This is a genomic window from Amorphoplanes digitatis, from assembly GCF_014205335.1.
GTDB lineage: Bacteria > Actinomycetota > Actinomycetes > Mycobacteriales > Micromonosporaceae > Actinoplanes > Actinoplanes digitatus.
In genome coordinates this window covers 5,012,288-5,032,234 of the sequence record NZ_JACHNH010000001.1, presented here as the reverse complement: position 1 = coordinate 5,032,234, position 19,947 = coordinate 5,012,288, and the positions used below count along the sequence as shown (strand labels likewise).

Here is a 19,947-nt window from a genome sequence, read left to right as displayed (position 1 = left end):
ACCGGATCCAGGTCAGTCGATCTTGGGTTACGCTCAGGTCGACGAAGCGCCGCCATGCCTGTTGACCAGGAAGCGCGGGATATCGCATGGGTGATCGGGGTAGGAACACGCGGATCGCGGGTGCGCCGTCCCGCATCGCCGGCCCGGCAGGGCTGCTCACGGCCAAGCTCGCCGTGCCGCCGCTGCCGCGTGCGTTCGTACCGCGGCCGCGCCTCACCGACCGGCTCACCGAGGGCGCCGAGGGCGAGGCGACGCTGGTGAGCGGGGGACCGGGCGCGGGCAAGACCCTGCTCGTCGCCGGCTGGGCCGAGGCCGGCCGGGCTCCCGGACCCGTGGCCTGGCTCGCCCTCGACGCCTGCGACAACGATCCCGCCTCCTTCTGGTCCTACGTGCTCGGCGCGATCCGCGGCACCGGTGCGGTGCCCGAGCGCAGTCCGCTGGCGCGGATGATTCCCGGCCCGCGCCTCGACGAGGCCTTCGTGCGCCGGCTCGCCGCCGGGATCGCCGCGCTCACGTGCCCCGTGGTGCTGGTCCTCGACGATCTGCACGAGATCGGCAATCCGCGGATCCTGCGGTCGCTTGCCTTTCTCCTGCGCCACCCCCTCGGCCGGCTGCGGCTGGTGATCACCACCCGGGCGGACCGGGTGCCGGCGCTGCACCGCCCGCGGATCCGGGCAGGGCTGACCGAGCTGCGCGCCGCGGAGCTGGACTTCACCCCGGAGGAGGCGAACAGGCTCCTGGCCGCGCACGATCTGCGGCTACCGCCCACCGAGCTCGAGGCGCTGCACGAACGCACCGAGGGCTGGGCCACCGGCCTGCGCCTCGCCGCCGGATTCCTCGGCGTACGGGACCCGGCGCGGCGGGCCGGTGAGTTCGCCGGGACCGAGCCGGCGGTCGCCGACTACCTGATGTCCGAGGTCCTGGTCGGCGAGCCGCCCGAGGTGCAGCAGTTCCTGAGGCAGACCTCCGTCGCGGAGCGGGTCTCCGGCGAGCTGGCCGAGGCGCTCACCGGGCAGCCGCGCGGGCAGCAGGTCCTCGAACGCCTGGCGCGCGCGAACGCGCTGGTGACCAGGGTGGCGGGCCGGCCGGAGTGGTTCCGGTACCACCCCCTGCTGCGGGACCTGCTGCGGTACCGGCTGCGGCTCGAGACACCCGAACTCGCCACGGACCTGAATCGCACGGCGGCGTACTGGTTCGCCGGCGTCGACGACGGGCCGGCCGCGGTCGGGCACGCGGTCGCGGCGGGGGACTGGCCGCTCGTCGGCCGCCTTGTGGTGACCGTCGTCGGCGCCCGGATCGACTCGGCGCACCGCCGGCCCCTCGCCGACCAGCTGGCGCTGGTGCCGGCGAGCCGGCTCTCGGCCACCGCGGGCCTCGCACTCTGCGGCGCGCTGCTCGCACACGACCGCGGGGAGTACGACGTCGTGCCGGCACAGGTCGCCCGGGCCCGGGCGACCCTCGCCGACGAGGACGCGGACCTGCGGCTGCCGGCCGAGATCCTGGCCCGCGCGCTCGACGCGGCGCTGGCCCGCGCGCGCGGCGACATGACGGCGCTCGCCGACACGACCGCCGAGGCCCTGAACGTGCTCGCGGACGTGTCGACGGCGCAGCTGCCCGGCGCGCGTCACTACCGGGCGACCGCCTTCACCAACACCGGCGTCGGGCTGTTCTGGACGGGGCGCCTCGGCGCGGCACACACCCGGCTGCGATCGGGGATGGCGGTGGCGCAGCACGCCGGCGCGGAGCTCACCCAGCTCGACGCGATGGCACACCTGGCCCTGGTGGAGGCGGAGCGCGGCCTGCTGCGGGACGGGTCCGGGCACGCGCGCGGCGGCCTCGCGCTGGCGGAGGGCGCCTGGCGCTCGGCGCCGCAGGCGGTACCCGCCCACCTGGCGCTGGCCCTGATCAACCTCGAACGGCACCACCTGGGCGAGGCCGTCGCGGCCCTCGAGAACGCCGCCGTGGCGCAGCGCCCGGAGCCCGAACCGGTGCCGTACCTCGCCCTGCGGGCGGTGGAGATCCGGGTCCTGCTCGCGCACGGCGAGCTGGACGCGGCGCGGCTGGCGGCCCGGCGCCTCGAGGAGGAGGCCGACGCCGGCCGGACGCCCACCACCCTGGCCCGGTGGCTCGCGCTCGCGGAGGCCGACCTCGACCTCGCGGCGGGCGAGCCCGAGAAGCTGATCCGGCGGGTCCGCCGGCCCGGCGCGGCCGCGCGGATGTTCCCGCGGCTGTGGACCCGCGTCGCGCGGGCACACCTCACGCTCGGGGCGTTCGACGCCGCGGAGGCGGCGCTCGCCCCGATACACGTCTCGGCGCCCGACATCGGCTCGGCCGTCGAGGCCTGGCTGCTCACCGCGCTGGTGGCGGACGAGCTGCGGCAGAACAGCCGCTCGGTCGACGCGTTCTCCCGCGCCGTCGCCCTGGCGGAGGCGCAGGAGATGCGCGGGCCGTTCGTCGGCGTCGGCCTGCCCCGGCTCGCGGCCTTTCTCGAGCGCTATCAGTGGCTTACTCCGCACAGTTCGCACTTTGTCGGTGAGCTTCTCGGCGACGCGATGGCCGAGCCGGCCCGGGCCGAATCGGCCTGGGGGCAGGACAGCGAAGAGCTCACGGAGCGCGAATTGGACGTGTTACGTTATCTACCAACAATGCTGAGAAATCAGGACATAGCAGGACAGATGTATGTCTCGGTGAATACAGTGAAAGCGCACCTCAGGTCGCTCTACCGTAAGCTTGGAGTTACGCAGCGTCGTGAAGCGGTTGATCGGGCAAGGGAATTGGGTCTCATATAGGTCTTTGTCGTGACTTCGTGCCGACAAGGGCCTGATTACTCCTGGCGTTCCGTCAATCACCCCATGTGGACGATGCAAGGTCACCTCGACTGCCGAACGCTGAGGGCTGAAACTGATCGACTTTGTAAACCGACGCGACAACGGAGCCTGCTGACAGCCACCGCGAACACAAGCGAGGCAAAGCCGTGACGAGCGACGTGACGATTCGTGCCGATACCGCCCTGGTTCCTACGGCTGCCGCAGCCCCGACCGCCGAGAGCGACCCACTGCTCGCCTCCAAGTTCGCCGTACCCAAGACCCCGCCGTTCACGGTGGAGCGGGAACGACTGCACAGCCGCCTGTCCAGGGCGGTCGCCAACCCCATGACGGTGGTGACCGGCCCGCCGGGCAGCGGAAAGACGCAGCTGGTCGCCTCCTGGGTGTCCGCCGGGGGAGCGCCGGGACCGGTCATCTGGATCGCCCTCGAGGAGGGCGACGACGAGCCGGGTGTCTTCTGGTCCTACCTGGTCGAGGGTTTCCACCGCAGCGGCATCAAGCTGTCGCCGGCGATCGAGGAGGCGGCGCACCGCGGGACGATCGGCAGATCGCTGCTCGCCCGCCTGGCGGCCGACCTCGCCGCACAGCACAGCGCCGTCGTGCTGGTTCTCGACAGCGTCTCCGTGCTCGCCGGCCGGCGCCTCGGCGACGACCTCGACGCGCTGCTCCGGCACGCCGATCAGCACCTGCGGGTGGTCCTGGTCGGCCGCTGGGATCCACCGCTGCCCCTGTACCGCTACCGCCTCGCCGGGACGCTGAGCGAGATCCGCGGCGACGACCTCGCGTTCACCGCCGTCGAGACCGCTGCGCTGCTGGCCGGCCACGGCGTGCACCTGCCGGACTGGGCGCTGCGCTCGCTCGTCGAACGCACCGAGGGGTGGGCCGCTGGCATCCGGTTGTTCGCCATGGCCATGGAGCGGTGCGGCGACGCCGAGGACCTCGTCATCACCATCGCCGGCGACGACGCGAACATCGCCGAGTACTTCCTCGGCGAGGTGCTGTCCGCCCAGCCGCCCGAGATCCGGGACTTCGTCCTGCGTACCAGCATCGTCGACGACTTCACGCCGGACCTGGCCGACGTGCTGACCGGACGGAACGACGCACGGCAGATCCTGGCGGTGATGGAGCGGGCCAACGCGTTCGTGCAGCCGGTCGCCGAGCGATCGACGGTGCACCGCTACCACCGCCTCTTCGCGGAACTGCTGCGGGCGCAGCTGACCTACGAGGAGCCCGAGCGGGTGCCGCACCTGCACCGCCGCGCCGCGGCCTGGTTCGTCGCGCACGGGCGCTCCGCCGACGCGATCCGGCACACGGTCGCCGCCGGCGACTGGGAGCACGCCTGCGCCCTTGTGGTGCGGGACCTGGGCATCGGCCGGCTGGTCGCCTGCGGCGACGCCGACCGCCTCGGCAAGCTGTTCCGTGACATGCCGGCCGGGCTGGACGGGCCGGAGCCGGCCCTGGTGGCGGCCGCACAGCGGCTCGCCGCCGCCGACCCGGACGAGGCGGAACAACACCTGGCGCAGGTCGCGGACCTGGTCGGCGACGACGGGCCGGAACAGAACCTGCCGCTGCGGCTCGCCGCCGCGATCCTCGAGGCCGGCGCGGCCGCCATGCGGCACGACGTGCCGCGGGCCCTGCGTGCCGCGGACGCGGCCGAGGCGCTCATGGCGCAGGCGCCGCCGGAACGCGTCGACGCCCACCCGGAGCTGCGCACGATCCTGCGGTACTGGCGGGGCCTGTCCCAGATCTGGGCGGGCGACCTCGGCGACGCCGTCGTGACGCTCACCGACGCCGTCAAGACCGCGCCGCCGTCGGGCTGCGAGGGCGTGCGGCTCGCCTGCCTGCAACAGCTCGCGCTGGCCGACGTCTACCTCGGACGCCTGCGGGACGCCTCCGACACGGCCGGCCAGGCGGCCCAGCTTGCCGGCCGGTGCCACACGCCGTCGCCGCAGTCGCGCGCCACCTCGGTGGTGCTCGCCTGGGTGGCCGGCGAGCGCTGGGCGGTGCCGGTCGCGTGGCGCCACCTGCGGGACGCCGAGGCGGTTCCCGACGCGGGCCAGGACGCCATGGCAACGGTCGCGGTCGCCCTCGTGCGGTCGCGCCTGCTCAGCGGCCGGGGCGAGCTGCGGGCCGCGGCCCGCGTCCTCGGCGAGCTGCCCACCGGCGACGGCGGGGCCCTGCCGGCGTGGCTCGAGCGGGAGGTCGCCCTGAGCCGGGCGCATCTCGCCGTGGTCATGGACCGGCCGGACGAGGCGCTGGCCGCCGCCGGTGCCGTGGACGATCCGTCGTCACCGCGTGCCGCCGTGGTGAGCGCCGCCGCGCTCGTGGCGCGTGGCGAGACCCGGGCGGGCGCCGAGCTGCTCACGCCCATCGTCGAGGCGGCCGCGGCGCCGGGGCCGACCCTGATCGAGGCCTGGCTGGTCAAGGCGATCGCGGCGAGCGAGCAGGGCGAGACGAACGTCGTCCGCGACTGCCTGCGGCAGGCGCTGGCGCTCGCCGCACCCGACGGCCATCGGCGCGTCTTCCACGAGGCCGGTCCGCGGCTGCGCCAGCTGTTGCGCAGCGACCCCGAGCTGGCGGCGGCCTACCAGTCGATCGGCTCGACCGCGCCGCCGCAGCCCCGCGCGCGGCCCAGCGCCGCGCCGGCCGAGCAGAGCACGCCGATCGTGGTCGACCCGCTCAGCGAGCGGGAGCTGGAGGTGCTCCGGCACCTCGCGGCGCTGCTGGGCACGGAGGAGATCGCCGAGGCGATGTACCTCTCCGTGAACACGGTGAAGACGCACGTCCGCAGCATCCTCCGCAAGCTGGCCGCTTCGCGGCGCAACGAGGCCGTTCGCCGGGCCCGCGAGCTCGGGCTGGTCTGACGGTCGCACGCGCCGGCCGCGCGGTACCGGTTATCCGGGCCCGCGCGGCCGGTCTCATCGCTCAGGTACCCGGCAGGACGGCCTCGCGCGGCATCGCCGGCGTCGCGCCCGGTTCGGTGTCCGGCGCGGGCGGCAGGTCGGTGCCCCGGCGCAGCAGCTCGATGACGGCGAGCAGGCCCAGCAGCGCCAGCGTGAGCCAGACGACGACGGAACCGGTCGGCCGGGTCCAGAGCGCGTACACGATGACGATCAGCGCGAGGGCGGCGGCGCGCAGCACGGCGACGTGGTCGGCGACCCAGCGGTCGACGACGGTGGGCCGCCAGCCGAGCCGGCGCGCGCCCACCCGGGCACCGAGGATCAGCCGGTTCGCGCCGGAGCGCAGTCCGCGGGCGAGCTCGCCGGGTCCGACCACCCAGGCGCCGAGCGCGATCACGACGCCGACCAGCACGACGGTCTGCAACCGGACCTTGAACTGCGCCGTCAGGGTGTCCCAGACGACGGCGGCCGCGTCGGTCGGCAGGGTGTTCTGCGGCAGGTGGGTGAGGTAGTACTCGCGGCCCGCGGCGAGCCCGCCGAGGAGCAGGAGCAGCGACAGGGCGATGCCGAGGCCGGCGATGGACAGCATGCGACGGCGGCCGGGTGCCAGCCAGACCGCGAGGGCGAGCAGCAGGAACGCGAACAGCACCAGCGGTATCGCGAGCCGGTCGAGCAGCGAGGCGGCGCGCTGGATCTTGGGAATCTCGTCGGAGTGCAGCAGCGGGAAGGACAGGTTCACCGCGGGTATCCGGTCGGCGAACGGGACCCCGGCCTCGATCAGCCGCGGCTTGATGGTCTGGATGAACAGGCCGAGGTTGACCGACACGTTGCCGTTCTCCACCTCGATCGCCCCGCCCTTGTTCCCCCGCAGCGCGGCGACCAGGCCGGCGTGCGCCGCCCGGTTGGCCTGCTCCCAGGCCTGCGCGAACAGGTCCGAGCTGACCGCGTTGTGCACCTGCGTACGGGCGAACGAGCGCACGCCGTTGACCATCGGCTGCTGGAGCATGGTGAGCTCGGCCGGCGCGCCCTGCTTCACCACGGCGTCGATCGCCCGGCGGGTGAATCCGTCGATGTCGAGCGCGGCGAACACCTCGGCGGTGATCCGGTCGGCCACCGCGTTGCGCACGGCGGGGTCGTGCGCCAGCGGCGCGACGGTCTCGACGTACCGGTCGGTGTCGAAGACGACCGTCCGCGCGAACACCGCCACCGCGCCGACCGGCAGCAGCAGGCAGCCGATCAGCAGGCAGACGGTCGCCGCGGTCCATCGCCCGACGCGGCGGCGGGGCCGGTGCGGGACGTCCGGCGGAACCCGGCTCTCCACCAGCGCCCGCAGCCGCTCGTTCTCGGCGCGCAGCTGCGCGAGTTCCTGCTCGGTATCCGGTACTTCGGGCTCGGTCATGTGGGTGGGCTCCACTTCTGCGCAGGAGCTGTGCGGAGCCCAAACCGTACGTCTGGCCGGTGGTGCCGCAGGTCCCCCTACGCGGATGGGACGCGGGTCGGACGCTGGCGGGGAAGGCGTGGCGCCTCATCCGCGGAAGACGATGCCGGCGGCCGCCGCGGCGCAGAAAATCGTGGTACGAACCCGGCCGGGCATGGCCGGGTACGCGGCGCGATCCCTGTGTCACCTGACCGGCGCGGCGCCGCGGTCACAAGATCAGGAAGTAGGAGCGACATGGCGACGTACGACAAATCCGCCTCGACCCGGACCGCCTGGCTCGGCTGGGTCTACTTCGCCGGCATCATGATGATCACGCTCGGCTTCTTCCAGGCCATATCCGGCCTCGTCGCGCTCTTCGACGACGGGTATTACCTCGTGGGCCGGTCCGGGCTGGTGGTGTCCGTCGACTACTCCGCATGGGGATTCGTGCACCTGCTCATCGGCCTGACCGCGTTCGCCGCCGGGTTCGCGGTGATGACGGGCAAGACCTGGGGGCGCACGGTCGGCATCGTCCTCGCCGTCGTGAGCGCGATCGTGAACATGGCGTTCATCGCGGCGTATCCCCTGTGGTCGATCCTGATCATCGCGATGGACGTGATCATCATCTACGCGCTCGCGGTGCACGGCCGCGAAGCCGCCGAGTAACGCCAAGCGTGCGCCGCGGCGGCACCCCGTGCCAGGAGCGCCGCCGCGGAACTCCTGGCCGCGGCCCGCCGTGGGCCGCGACGGCCGCCAGGTTCCCCGCGAGCCGGGGCGCGGCCGGGATTCGCGACGCGGAAGGACGGCGACGATGTCCGTAGCGCACGGCCGGCGGCCCGGCCCGGGGGAGCGGCCGGACCGCTACGGGATGATGTTCGTGCTGCTGCTGGCGAGCTTCGTCGTCGCCGGGATGCTGGACGGCCGCCTGGCGCGCCTGATCACCCTGGTGTTCTACGTCGTCGTGCTGGTCCTCGCCCTGCGGTTCGCGCGGCTGTCCGCCGGGACGGCGCGGTGGCTGCGCCGGATGCTGCTGGCCGGATCGGTGGTCGTCGCCGCCCTGGTGGTCGCGGTGCAGGGCCCGGTGATCGAGGGCATCGCCGCCCTGTGGACGGCGGGATTCCTGTTGCTGACCGTCTTCGTGGTGGTCGGCCGGGTCCTGCGCCACCGGGTGGTCACGATGCAGACCATCTTCGGCGCGCTCTCCGCCTACCTGCTGGTGGGCTTCTTCTTCGTCGCACTGTTCACCGCGGCCGCCATGCTGGGACCCGGGCCGTTCTTCGCCGGGGGCGAGGCGGTCGACGTCGACTCGATCCAGTACTTCGCCTTCATCACCCTGACCACCACCGGGTACGGCGACCTGACCCCGGCCACCGCGCCGGGGCGCAGCCTTGCGGTGCTGGACGCGCTGTGCGGCCAGATCTTCCTCGTGACGCTGGTGGCCCGGCTCGTCTCGGTGTTCGGCACCGAGCGGCGCCGGCCGGGCGACGACGTCGCGCCGGCGGACGGGTGAGCGGCGCCGCCGGGGAGTTCATCCGCTCGTGGTGAGTCGCCCGGAGCTGTTCGGTGCCACTGTGATCTCACCGTCGACTCCCAGGAGGGGCGCATGTCTGCCTCGGTCCCTTACCAGTCCGAACCGTTCACGTCGGAGGGCGTATCGGCCGTACCGGCCGACGCCACGAAGTCCTTCGCCAAAGCCGTCTGGTGGCTGGCACTGGGCGCGTCCGTCTTCAGCGTCGTACTCGGCGTCATCATGCTGGTCTGGCCGGAGGCGACGCTGAAGGTCGTGGCCGCGCTCTTCGGCATCTGGCTGTTGCTGCACGGCATCGTCCGGATCGTGCAGGCGATCACCGCCACCGCGCGCGACGGCGCCGAGCGCGCCATCCTCGGCGTCATCGGGGTGTTCTTCGTGGTCGCCGGCGTCATCGCGCTGCGCAACCTGCTCGTGACGCTGACCCTGCTGGTCACGCTGGTCGGGCTCATGTGGCTGATCGGCGGCATCCTGGAACTGATCTCCGCCCTCGGCAACCGCGACCGCACGTACCGGGGGTGGGGGATCGCCCTCGGCGTGCTCAGCATCATCGCCGCTCTGGTCGTGCTCCTCTGGCCCGACATCTCGGTGGTGGCGTTCGTCTACCTCACCGGCGCATGGCTGATCTTCATGGGCCTGATCCAGGTCGGCATGGTGTTCTGGGCCCGCCGCGCGATCACCGCCGCCTGACGGCCCGGCCCGGCCGGCCCGCCCGGGCCGGCCGGGGTTCAGTGCTGCAGCGCGGCCTTGAGCGAGATGATCACCAAGCCGAGCGCGAGGTTGACGACCGCGGTCAGCAGGATCAGCGAACGGCTCGCACCCGCCTGGCGGGCGGCGACCATGCCCCAGCCGACCTGACCGGCGATCGCCACCAGCAGCGCCGCCCAGCCGGCCGCCCTGTCGCCGCCGCCGAGAACGCCCACCACGACGGCCGCGGCCGCCGGCGGGAACGTCGCCTGCAGCAGCGGCCACTCGAGCCGCGCGACCCGGACGATCTCCGCCCCGCTGATGGTGGTCCGATGAATGCGGTCGCCGACCAGCCGGGCGTACGCGTGCGCCAGCCAGAAGACCACCCCGGTGGCGACGAGCAGCAGCGCCAGCCGTACCGGCGGGGGACCGTGGCTGTCCGCGCCGAGGCCGCCGCCGACCACCACCGACGCCGCCAGCATGGATCCGTAGATCGCGCCGGCGAAGTCCGCCTCGTTCGCCTCCGGCCTCACCCTTACGCGCGCGGCGGCGTCGTCACCCTGGGTCATGTCCGGTCCAGGTCAAGCATCAGGCACCTCCGGGATACGGGAGTTCCATCGTGTCGCGCCGCGGCCGGTGGATCGTCACCCCGCGTGGGTGAGCGGGATTCCGCAGCGGCGTCGCGCTCGCGTGCCCGTCGAGGACGCTCATCCGGACGGGATGAGCCGCCGCCGCGGGGGCGTGCGATTCCCTCTGGTGGGGGTCCTGCGACTCGCGAGGCAGGAACCGCTCGGGCGGCGTTCGCCGGCCGGGCAACGAACTACGGAAGGATCCGCATGTCCACTCTGGTCGCCATCGGGTACCCGGACGAGACGACCGCCGCGGAGGCGGCGGCAGAGGCGCGCCGACTTGCCCGGGATCTCATCATCGAGCCCGAGGCCATCGCGGCGATCAGCCGCGACACGGAGGGCAGATTCCACGTCAGCACGAGCCACCACCCCGTGACCGGCGGCGCGTCGTGGGGCATGTTCTGGGGCCTGCTGTTCGGAATGCTGTTCTTCATCCCGTTCTTCGGCATGGCCGTCGGCGCCGGCCTCGGCGCCCTGATGGGAAAGGTCGCCAAGAGCGGCATCCACAAGGACTTCCAGGACCGGGTACGCGACCAGCTCCAGCCGGGCACGTCGGCCCTGTTCCTGGTGGTCAGCCACGCCACTCCTGACAAGGCGGTCGAGGCGCTGAGCCGCTACGGCGGCACCGTGCTCAAGTCGTCGCTGTCCAAGGAGACCGAGGAGGAACTGCAGGAGGCGCTGCACGGCTCTCCGGACGCCGCCAGCACCCCGCCGACCGCCTGACGGTAGCCGGCACGACGGTGCTTCGGGCCGCGGCGAGGGGCCGGTCAGCTCCCGCCGTGGCCCTGCGGCGTGTCCAGCGCCGGGCCGTCGGCGCGCAGCTCCCGGCGCTGCCCGGCCTGCTCCAGCCAGTCCACCAGCTGCCGGTGCACCGCGTCCGCGCCGATGAGCGGCGGGGACCCGACCACCCAGTCCCGCGGGTGCACGAGCACCGCCTCGGTCTGCCATCCGCCGAGCCCGCCGTGGCACCCGACCAGCTCCTCGTACGCCGCGACCTCGTCGGTGTCCGGATCGATGGGGCTGTTGATGACGAGGTCGCCGACGTGCGCGAGGGCGTCGTGCCGCAGCACGTCGGCCGCCGCGTGCGGGCCGAAGCCGGCGAGCGGGTCGGCGCCCTCGACGCGGTCCTCGTGCAGGTAGCGGATTCCGTCGCGGCCGAGCACCACCGTGCCCTGGCCGCCGGTGCGCACGGAGATGAAGCCGATGCCCGGGTGCTGGGTCAGGGCGCCGACCAGGCCCGGATAGAGCCGCTCGATGTCCTCCAGGACCAGCCGGCCGGGCAGCCGGGTGAAGTAGATCATCGAGAGGTTGCCCGACGCGATCAGCACGAGGTCCGACTCGTGCGCGGCCTCGTCGGCCTCCGGCGCCGGGCTGAGCTCGACCTGGCCGTCGTGGGTCCTGGTCTGCAACGCGCGCCGGGTGAGCCGGCCCGTCGGGCCGCCCTGCTGCGCGACCTGGGTCAGGAACGTGTTCACCGGGCCGACGGTCTCGTCGAGCCCGGTCGAGGCCGCCACGGTTCCGGTGCCCATCAGGCTGCGGACGAGGTCCTCAAGCGGCATGCCGTGGCGCTGCAGGAAGGTCGCGCCCTGGCTCTGCCCGTGGTCGGAGAGCACCACGAAACGGTAGGGGCGGGGCGCCCGCTCGGCGACGTGCTCGAGGACGCCGATGAGGTGGTCGATGCCGGCCAGCGACGCCAGCGATTCCGGGCGGGTCGGCCCGGCGTGGTGCGCGATCTCGTCGTAGTCGGTGAAGTCGCAGTAGATCGACGGCGTCCCGGCCATCATCTGGTCCGCGATCAGGCCCGTGTTCAGGTCCCTCAGCAGGACGTTGGTGACCGCGCGCAGCAGGATGTACGAACCGTGGCGGCGGATCCGCGGCTCCACCCGCCGTACCAGTTGCAGCCGGGACTGATGGATCTCCTTGACCATCTCGGCGACGGTGAGCACCACCGAGCGGGTCAGCCCGTACGGGTTGATGAAGAACGTGGCGAACGTGCGCGACGGGCCGCGGCGCCCGTTGCGGCCCGTCAGGCCGCTCATGGTCAGCAGGCTGGTCGGCGCGTCGCCGGAGAAGATGTTGGAGATGCTCACGCCGCCGTCGGCGAGCAGGCCGCGGCCGTCGCTGAGGCGGGCCTGAATCACCGCGGCGTCCCGGGGCCGGTTGGCCACCAGGAGCCGGCCGGTCTCCTTCTCGTACCAGCGGAACGCCGGCACCTGGTCGCTGCCGCCGTGCAGCAGCCCCGCCTGGCTGGCCGGCGTGGTCGCCGGCAGCTGCGCGTGCCAGTCCGTCAGGCTGTGGCTGCCGGACCGGATCCACCGGCTTAGCGTCGGCAGGTCACCCGAGCGGACGGACCAGCGCAGCAGCGGCGCGGCGAGGCCGTCGATCTGTATGAAGACCACGCCCGGCACGGACGCGGCGATACCGGGTTGCGGATCGCCGGCCTGCTGCACGAGGTGGGTGAGGAAGGCGGCGCTGTCGCCGGCGGTCGCCATCCAGGTGACGACGGTCATCAGGAACGCGAAGATCCAGGAGGCCCAGAACGCGTGCCAGAACCCGTCGACGTGTATACCGGGGGTCAGGCTCAGCGCCAGGTAGAACAGCAGCGCCTGGGCGACGACGCCGGCCAGCAGGACGCCGGCCCAGCCCAGCAACAGGGCGAACGACGTCAGGAGCGGCCGCAGCAGCGCCGCGAGGATGCCCAGCAGCACCGTCGCCAGCAGGACGTCCGCGGCGAGGCCGGCCGACATGCCGGGCACGATCCAGATCGTCACGGCCATCGACAGACAGCCGAGGACCAGGGTGAACAGCAGCCTGCGGGTCCCGCCGAAGCTGAACCGGAGCCGCCGCAGCAGCGCGATGCCCCACCGCGCCCGGGATCGCGCGCCGGATCCGGAGTCGTCCCCTGGCTCGTTCACGACGCAATTCGACGCGATCGACGACCCGCGCGGAACCATCCCACCGGGATGAACGGCGGCTCATGCGCCAGGGATGATGGCAACCGGCCGCGACCGGCGCAGCGTGGTCGGATGCCGACCAACGCGGAAACGACACCATCCGACGGCGTGGAACACCTGAGCCTCGCGGAGCGGACCCGGTTGGGCAAGGCCGCCCGCAAGGTCACTCCGCTGGACTCGCAGGCCGAGCTCGGCTCCTGTGACGGCCGTGATCCGGTGGCCGTGCTCGCGGGCGAGGACGTGACGCGGGTTCCGGAGCTCGTCCCGATCCGGTACGGCCGCATGCTCGCCACCCCACTGACGTTCTTCCGCGGCGCCGCGGTCCTGATGGCCGGCGACCTCGCCGGCACCCCGGCGTCCGGCTTCCGGGCGCAGACCTGCGGCGACGCGCACCTGTCGAACTTCGGCATGTTCGCCTCCGCCGAGCGCACCCTGGTGTTCGACATCAACGACTTCGACGAGACCCTCCCGGGCCCCTGGGAGTGGGACGTCAAGCGCCTCGTGGCGAGCTTCGCGGTGGCCGGCCGGCAGAACGGGTTCACCCGCAAACAGCGTGACAAGATCGCGATCGCGGCCGCCGGTGCCTACCGCACGGCGATGCGCGAGTTCGCCGCCCGCACCAACCTGGAGGTCTGGTACGCCCAGCTCGACGTGCAGACCGTGCTGGAGAAGTGGCGCTCGATCCTGCCGCCGACCCAGGTGCGGCGCACCGAGGAGGCGCTGCGCAAGGCCAGGACCCGCGACAGCCTGCACGCCCTGGGGAAGCTCTCGACCGTGGTCGACGGCCGTCGCCGCATCATCGCGTCGCCGCCGACCGTGGTCCCGATCGAGGACCTGCTGCCCAGCGCCACGGCGGACGAGCTCTTCGGGTGGATGCGCGAGGTGGTCCGCGGGTACCGCGAGTCGCTGGCGCCCGAGCGCCGGCACCTGCTCTCGCAGTTCCGGCTGGTGGACATGGCCCGCAAGGTCGTCGGCGTGGGCAGCGTCGGCACCCGCGCCTGGGTGTTGCTGATGCTCGGCCGCGACGACGCGGATCCGCTGTTCCTACAGGCGAAGGAGGCCGGGGCCTCGGTGCTGGAGGAGTACGCGGGCGCGAGCGAGTACCCCCACCACGGCCAGCGGGTGGTCGCCGGTCAGCGCCTGATGCAGGCCAGCGGCGACATCTTCCTCGGCACCCACCGGGTCCGCGGCGTCGACGGCCAGGACCGCGACTTCTACCTGCGCCAGCTGCGCGACTGGAAGGGATCGGCGGTGGTCGAGGAGATGACGCCGCGCGGAATGGGTACCTACGCGGGCATCTGCGGCTGGACGCTGGCGCGGGCGCACGCGCGGTCGGGCGACCGGATCGCGATCGCGGAGTACCTCGGCTCGAGCGATCGCTTCGAGAACGCCCTCGCCGCCTTCGGCGAGGCGTACGCCGACGTCAACGAGAGGGACTTCGACCTGCTGCAGGCCGCCGTGCGCGACGGCCGGGTGCAGGTGCAGACCGGCGTCTGAGGCGCGCGGGCCCGGAGCGCCGGATCACCCCCGTGGGGTGAGGGCAGTCGGCCGTGTCCCGGCGATGCTGCTTGCCAACCGGATCCACGCGCCCCGAGGGGATCATGCCATGACGTTGCCGACCCGAACCCCCCGTCCGCTCGATGCCGGAGTTCTCTGGGCCGGCGGCGTTGCCGCCGCCTTCGTGGCGGCGCTCATCGTGATCGTCGGCATTCTCTTCTGCCGGGGAGTCCTGGACATTCCCATCCTCGCGCCCAAGGGCGAGGGGGTCTGGGGCGACGCGGACACGGTCACCTACGCCGGCGGCGCGGCCGTCGCGGCCCTGCTGGCCACCGGCGTGATGCACCTGCTGCTGCTGTCGACTCCCAAGTCGGGCATGTTCTTCGCCTGGATCGTCAGCCTCGCGACGCTCGCCGCCATGCTGGCGCCGTTCGCCGTCAAGGCATCCCAGGCGAGCCAGTTCGCCACGGCCGCGCTCAACCTCGTGCTCGGCATAGCCATCGGCAGCCTGGTCTCCGGGTCCGCCCGCAGCGCCGTGCGCAAGGCCACGTTCGTGGCGCGGCCGCCCTTCGCCGGCCCCCCGTACCCGACCCGATGAGCGAGCAGCGGGTGCGGGCCGCCGCGGAGCCGGGCGCGACCGGCGCCCAGGTCTGGCTGGCCCGCGCCGCCTTCGCGCTGGCGCTCGCCGCGGCCGTCGTCCTGGTGGCGTTCGCCGGACGGAAGAGCCTGGTGATGGTGGCGCTCGCCGCCGCCGGCGTGGTCCTCTTCGTCGCCGCCGCGTTCTGGGTCCTGGCCGGGCGCGGCGTGCTCCGGGTGGTGGCCGCCGCGGTGGCGGTCCTCGCGCCCGTCACCGTCCTCGGGCTGCTCATCCGGGCGGGGCTGCTGTGGGTGGCCCTGCTGTCGCTCGCGCTGTTCGCGCTCGCGATCGTCGCCGCGCGCACCGCGCTGATGGCCGGCGGCGAGCGGATGGCCACGTACGCCGCCGAGCCGGCGAAGCGGCCGTTCCTGATCATGAATCCCCGGTCCGGCGGCGGGAAGGTGACGAGGTTCGGGCTCAAGGAGAAGGCGGAGGCCATGGGTGCCGAGGTGGCGCTCCTGGACGGGCCGGGGACCGTCGACGTCGCCGTGCTCGCCCGCGACGCGGTCGCGCGGGGCGCCGACCTGCTCGGCGTCGCGGGCGGCGACGGCACCCAGGCGCTGGTCGCCGGGATCGCGGCGGAACACGATCTGCCGTTCCTGGTGGTGAGCGCGGGCACCCGCAACCACTTCGCGCTGGACCTCGGCCTGGACCGGGAGGACCCCGCCACCTGCCTGAAGGGCCTGACCGACGGCGTGGAGATGCGCGTCGACCTGGGCCGGATCGGTGACCGCACGTTCGTCAACAACGCGTCCTTCGGTGCGTACGCGGAGATCGTGCAGAGCCCGGAGTACCGCGACGACAAGACCCGCACCACGCTGCGGCTGCTCCCCGACGAACTGGCCGGTCATCGTGGTGCCCGGCTCACGGCGCGCATCGCCGACGTCACGATCGAGGGCCCACAGGCGGTGCTCGTCAGCAACGACCCGTACGGCTCGACGGATCTGGCCGGGCTGGGCCGCCGGGCGCGGCTGGACCTCGGCGTGCTGGGCCTGGTGGCGATCTCGGTGGCGAGCGCCCGGCAGGCGGTCGGCCTGCTGCGGCGCAGTTCTCAACGGGGGCTGGTGCGGCTCACCGGTGCCGAGGTGGTCGTGGAGGCCGACGTCGCCGAGATCCCCGTCGGCATCGACGGCGAGGCGATCCTGATGCCCACGCCGGTGCGGTGCACCACGGAGCCGGGGGCGCTGCGGGTGCGGGTTCCCCGCGACCGGCCCGGCGTACCGCCGGCCAAGCCGGCGGTCGACTGGGTCCGGCTGCGCCGGCTGGCCTTCGCCCGGCACCCGGCGGGCTGATCCTTACGAGGTTTCCTGGTGTCGCCGGCCGTCATCCCGCGCGGGTGACGGCCGGCGACGTCAGACGTCTCAGGTCGTGTCGGCGATGTCCTCGTCGGTGATCCGGCGAACCTCCAGCAGTTGCAGCCCGAGATCGTGAATGCGGACCAGGAGCCCGAACAGGGCGGACTGGTCCGGGAGCGTGCCGTAGAGGACGGTCTGTGCCGGCTCGACGGTCATGTTGACGCCTTCGAGGTCGCGAACCAGGTCCGCCGGGATGGACCCGGAGACCCTGAGCTGATACAGCGCTCGCGCCGTCGGAACGGCGGGTCGCTCGGCTGGCGGGTTCATCTCATCACTCTCTGCTCTGGCAGGTGGCGGGGGATCGTCCTGGGCGGATGGTGTGAGGGATTTCGGGGTGGAAACGCGCTAAACGTTCAGGTACTCGTGCTGGAACTCGACGACGATGATGCGCGCCGCGGCCTCGATCAACGCCAGGTGGGAGAACGCCTGGGGGAAGTTGCCCAGGTGCCGGCCGGTGGCCACGTCGAACTCCTCCGCGTACAGCCCGAGGGGCGAGGCGACCCGCAGCAGGCGCTCCATCAGATCGCGTGCCCGCTGCTCCTCGCCGACGATCGCCAGCGCGGAGACCAGCCAGAAGGAGCAGATCAGGAACGAGCCCTCCCGGCCCGACAGGCCGTCGTCGGTCTCCTCTGTGCGGTACCGCAGCACGAAGCCGTTCTCGGTCAGCCTGTCGGCGATCGCATCGACCGTGGCGTGCAGGCGCGGATCGTCGCCCGGGAGGAACCCGAATATCGCCGCGAGGAGATTGGACGCGTCCAGCGAGTCCGTGCCGTAGTGCTGGCGGAGTACGCCGGTGTCGGTGACGCCGTTGGTGAGGATGTCCTTCCTGATCTCATCGGCCGTCGCGTGCCACGCGGCAGCCAGGCTGGAGTCCGACCGCATCTCGGCGAGCGTTGCGGCCCGGTCGAGGGCCACCCAGCACATGAGCTTGGAGGACACGTAGTGCTGCGGCGCGCCACGCGCCTCCCAGATGCCCTGGTCCGGCTCCCGCCAGATCGCCTCCGCGCAGCGCGCCTGTGTCTCGACGAGGGCCCACAGCCGGCGAGGAAGGCTCTGGCTGCGGCGGGTGTGCAGCAGGATCGAGTCCAGCACCGCGCCGAAGACGTCGTTCTGCCGCTGGTCGAACGCGCCGTTGCCGATCCGCACCGGGCGGGCGCCGGCATAGCCGGACAGCTCGTCACGGGTGGACTCGGCCAGGTCCCGGCGGCCGTCGATGCCGTACATGATCTGTAGGGAGCCGTCCTCGTTGGGTTCGAGATCGGCGACGAACTGCATGAACTCGTCGGCTTCCCAGTCGAGGTTCAGGTAGTGCAGGGCCTGGAGGGTGAACGTCGAGTCGCGCATCCAGGTGTACCGGTAGTCCCAGTTGCGCTCGCCGCCGGGCGTCTCGGGCAGCGAGGTGGTGAGCGCCGCGACCGTCGCGCCGGTCGGCATATAGGTAAGACCCTTGATGACCAGCGCCGACCGCTGGACCGCGTCGCGCCAGCGGTGGTCGGGTATGCGGGCCCGGTCCAGCCAGGCGCGCCAGCAGCGGGTGGTGGCGGCGATCCTGCGCCGGGCGTCGTCGACGTCGGGCACGATGTCGCGCTCCGCCGACCACGACAGCGCGCAGTAGATCTCCTCGCCCGCCGTCAGCGTGTGCCGGGCCCGGACCCGGTCGCCCTCCAGCCCGAGCGCGAGGTCGGTCTGCACCCCGATGCTCTGACCGGCACCGGCCGCCTCGGCGGTGTGCCGGCGGGGGCCCTCGCCCATGGTCCAGTCGGCCGGCGTCCGCCCGTAGTCGAACACCGGCTCGCAGATCAGCTCGACCTCGACTCGGCCCTCCAGGCAGCGGACGGTGCGCACGAGCAGGTGGTCGGCGTCCTCGTCGGCCGGCGGGCGGGTGTGGGGCGTGACCGCGTCCTCGTCGTCGTGCGGCCCCATCGTCAGCGCGTCGCGCACCTCGATCCAGCCGGTGGGGGTCTTCCACGTGGTGACCAGGACGTTCGTGCCGGGATCGTAGGCGCGGGCGGTCGGGTGATGGATGCCGAAGGGCCCGATCCTGAAGTAGCCGGCCTGCCGGTCGAGCAGGGTGCCGAACACGCTGGGCGAGTCGAAGCTCGGGACGCAGAGCCACCCGACCGAACCGTCCGGCGCGATCAGGGCGCCGGTGTGGCAGTCGGAGAGGAACGCGTAGTCGGCGATGGGCGGGAACGGTGAGGGCGCGGCCGCGCTCTGCTCACGGGGTTCGGAGGCGGTCACGGCGACTCCAACTGTCAGTCCTGGCCTAGGATCGGAGATGACAGCCTCGCGGATCGCCGGGCTGCCCTACCTCATCCCGTATGGGTGGTCACCCGCGCCGATTCGCCGGGGAACGCGCCGGTCGGCGGGTGCTTGCCCGAAAGGCTGCCCATCGGGATCACCCGGGCGGGGTGAGGGGGCGTACGGTGCGTCGGGGGATGCTCACGGGGGTCCGTGCGCGCGGGTCACCGCCGCCGGGCGATCCTGGGGAGGAGTGACCATGACGGGAGCTGGACTTCCACGGCTCGCCACGGACAGCCCGAACGGGCGCCTGTGGGCGCAACCGGCCGCGCTGTCCGGGTCCGACGCTCTCGTCCTGCTCGACGACCGCCTGACGCCGGTCTCGGAGGTGGTCGACGCCTATCACGCCGCCGTCGAGGAGTTGCAGGCACTCAAGCGCGACCGCAGGCGGGTCTCCCGCAAGCTGCGCGCCGAGACCGAGCTCCGCCCGTGGCAGGTCGAGCTCCTGAAGCTTCAGCGGCACCTCGAGAAACACCGGATGCGCATGATCGTGCTGTTCGAGGGCCGGGACGCGGCGGGCAAGGGCGGCACCATCCGCCGGGTCACCCGCTACATGAACGAGAAGCACTACCGCGTGGTCGCGCTGGGCCGGCCGAGCGAGGACCAGCGGTCCCAGTGGTACTTCCAGCGCTACGCGGCGCAGTTCCCGGCCGGCGGCGAGATCGTCCTGTTCGACCGGAGCTGGTACAACCGCGCCATGGTGGAGCCGGTCTGCGGCTTCTGCACGCCGGAGGAGTACCAGCACTTCATGTGGGGCGTGACCGGCTTCGAGAAGGACCTGGTACGGCAGGGCACGATCCTGGTGAAGCTCTACTTCAGCGTCACCAAGGAGGAGCAGCTGCGGCGGTTCGCGCGCCGCCACACCGACCCGCTGCGGCAGTGGAAGTTCAGCGAGATCGACTCACAGGCGCAGGACCGCTGGGACGAGTACACCAACCGCAAGTACGCGATGATCAAGCGTACCGGCACCGCGAGCGCGCCCTGGGTGATCATCAGGTCCGGCGACAAGCAGCGCGCCCGGCTGAACGCGATGAAGGTCATGCTCAACGCGGTCGACTACGAGAACCGCAGCACCGAGCTGGACTTCGAGCCCGACGGCCGGGTCGTCCTCTCCGGTGAGCAGGAGATCGCCCTGATGGAGGCCGAGCGCGACCGCAGCGGCAGCTTCACCAGCTGAGCCACTGGCTAAGGTGATCGTCTCACCGTCGGCCAGGGAG

15 protein-coding genes are annotated in these 19,947 nt (G+C 72.6%); 10 read left to right on the top strand and 5 right to left on the bottom strand.

Annotated elements, in window-relative coordinates:
- The first annotated feature begins 86 nt into the window (after positions 1-86).
- A complete protein-coding gene (locus BJ971_RS21975) occupies positions 87-2,789 on the top strand; it encodes a winged helix-turn-helix domain-containing protein (protein ID WP_184995117.1) in 2,703 nt (900 codons plus the stop codon).
- 197 nt (positions 2,790-2,986) lie between these two features.
- On the top strand, positions 2,987-5,689 hold the full coding sequence (locus BJ971_RS42220; RefSeq protein ID WP_184995116.1) for a helix-turn-helix transcriptional regulator: 2,703 nt from the start codon (positions 2,987-2,989) through the stop codon (positions 5,687-5,689).
- A gap of 61 nt (positions 5,690-5,750) precedes the next feature.
- On the opposite strand, the gene BJ971_RS21965 is transcribed toward BJ971_RS42220, so the two are convergent.
- Positions 5,751-7,124, bottom strand: coding sequence for a hypothetical protein (locus BJ971_RS21965; protein WP_184995115.1), 1,374 nt, complete (start codon positions 7,122-7,124; stop codon positions 5,751-5,753).
- A gap of 273 nt (positions 7,125-7,397) precedes the next feature.
- Between BJ971_RS21965 and BJ971_RS21960 the strand changes: the two genes are divergently transcribed.
- The 3 genes from BJ971_RS21960 (at position 7,398) to BJ971_RS21950 (ending at position 9,360) form a co-directional block, all read left to right on the top strand.
- Complete coding sequence (locus tag BJ971_RS21960; protein ID WP_184995114.1) at positions 7,398-7,808, top strand: DUF7144 family membrane protein; 411 nt, start codon at positions 7,398-7,400, stop codon at positions 7,806-7,808.
- Between the two features lie 145 nt (positions 7,809-7,953).
- Positions 7,954-8,652 carry a potassium channel family protein gene (locus tag BJ971_RS21955; protein ID WP_184995113.1) on the top strand — a complete coding sequence of 233 codons (699 nt, stop codon included), beginning with the start codon at positions 7,954-7,956 and terminating at the stop codon, positions 8,650-8,652.
- A 93-nt stretch (positions 8,653-8,745) separates the two neighbouring features.
- Positions 8,746-9,360: an HdeD family acid-resistance protein gene (locus BJ971_RS21950; RefSeq protein ID WP_184995112.1), complete on the top strand. Its 615-nt coding sequence runs from the start codon at positions 8,746-8,748 to the stop codon at positions 9,358-9,360.
- A 38-nt stretch (positions 9,361-9,398) separates the two neighbouring features.
- Here BJ971_RS21950 and BJ971_RS21945 read toward each other — a convergent pair whose 3' ends face one another.
- Positions 9,399-9,926 carry a hypothetical protein gene (locus BJ971_RS21945; RefSeq protein WP_184995111.1) on the bottom strand — a complete coding sequence of 176 codons (528 nt, stop codon included), beginning with the start codon at positions 9,924-9,926 and terminating at the stop codon, positions 9,399-9,401.
- Between the two features lie 267 nt (positions 9,927-10,193).
- On the opposite strand from BJ971_RS21945, the gene BJ971_RS21940 reads away from it, so the two are divergent.
- Positions 10,194-10,709 (top strand): DUF1269 domain-containing protein, encoded by a 516-nt coding sequence (locus BJ971_RS21940; RefSeq protein WP_184995110.1) that lies wholly within the window; start codon positions 10,194-10,196, stop codon positions 10,707-10,709.
- Positions 10,710-10,753: 44 nt separating this feature from the next.
- On the opposite strand, the gene BJ971_RS21935 is transcribed toward BJ971_RS21940, so the two are convergent.
- Positions 10,754-12,901: a phage holin family protein gene (locus BJ971_RS21935; protein ID WP_239087581.1), complete on the bottom strand. Its 2,148-nt coding sequence runs from the start codon at positions 12,899-12,901 to the stop codon at positions 10,754-10,756.
- A gap of 111 nt (positions 12,902-13,012) precedes the next feature.
- Between BJ971_RS21935 and BJ971_RS21930 the strand changes: the two genes are divergently transcribed.
- The 3 genes from BJ971_RS21930 to BJ971_RS21920 all read left to right on the top strand — a co-directional run bounded on the left by BJ971_RS21930 (position 13,013) and on the right by BJ971_RS21920 (position 16,366).
- The gene (locus BJ971_RS21930) at positions 13,013-14,437 is read left to right on the top strand and encodes a DUF2252 domain-containing protein (RefSeq protein ID WP_184995108.1); all 1,425 of its coding nucleotides are present in this window, start codon (positions 13,013-13,015) and stop codon (positions 14,435-14,437) included.
- A gap of 109 nt (positions 14,438-14,546) precedes the next feature.
- A complete protein-coding gene (locus tag BJ971_RS21925) occupies positions 14,547-15,035 on the top strand; it encodes a DUF6069 family protein (RefSeq protein WP_184995107.1) in 489 nt (162 codons plus the stop codon).
- Positions 15,032-16,366 carry a diacylglycerol/lipid kinase family protein gene (locus tag BJ971_RS21920; protein WP_184995106.1) on the top strand — a complete coding sequence of 445 codons (1,335 nt, stop codon included), beginning with the start codon at positions 15,032-15,034 and terminating at the stop codon, positions 16,364-16,366. The genes BJ971_RS21925 and BJ971_RS21920 overlap by 4 nt, the downstream gene beginning before the upstream one ends.
- Positions 16,367-16,435: 69 nt before the next feature.
- Here the strand turns inward: BJ971_RS21920 and BJ971_RS21915 are convergent, their stop codons facing one another.
- Together BJ971_RS21915 and BJ971_RS21910 are read right to left on the bottom strand one after the other, a co-directional pair.
- Positions 16,436-16,696, bottom strand: coding sequence for a DUF8691 family protein (locus BJ971_RS21915; RefSeq protein WP_184995105.1), 261 nt, complete (start codon positions 16,694-16,696; stop codon positions 16,436-16,438).
- Positions 16,697-16,774: 78 nt separating this feature from the next.
- Entirely contained in the window at positions 16,775-18,670 is a 1,896-nt protein-coding gene (locus tag BJ971_RS21910) for a glycoside hydrolase family 15 protein (RefSeq protein ID WP_184995104.1), read from the bottom strand.
- Between the two features lie 259 nt (positions 18,671-18,929).
- Between BJ971_RS21910 and ppk2 the strand changes: the two genes are divergently transcribed.
- On the top strand, positions 18,930-19,907 hold the full coding sequence (ppk2, locus tag BJ971_RS21905) for a polyphosphate kinase 2 (RefSeq protein ID WP_184995103.1): 978 nt from the start codon (positions 18,930-18,932) through the stop codon (positions 19,905-19,907).
- The last annotated feature ends 40 nt before the right edge of the window (positions 19,908-19,947 follow it).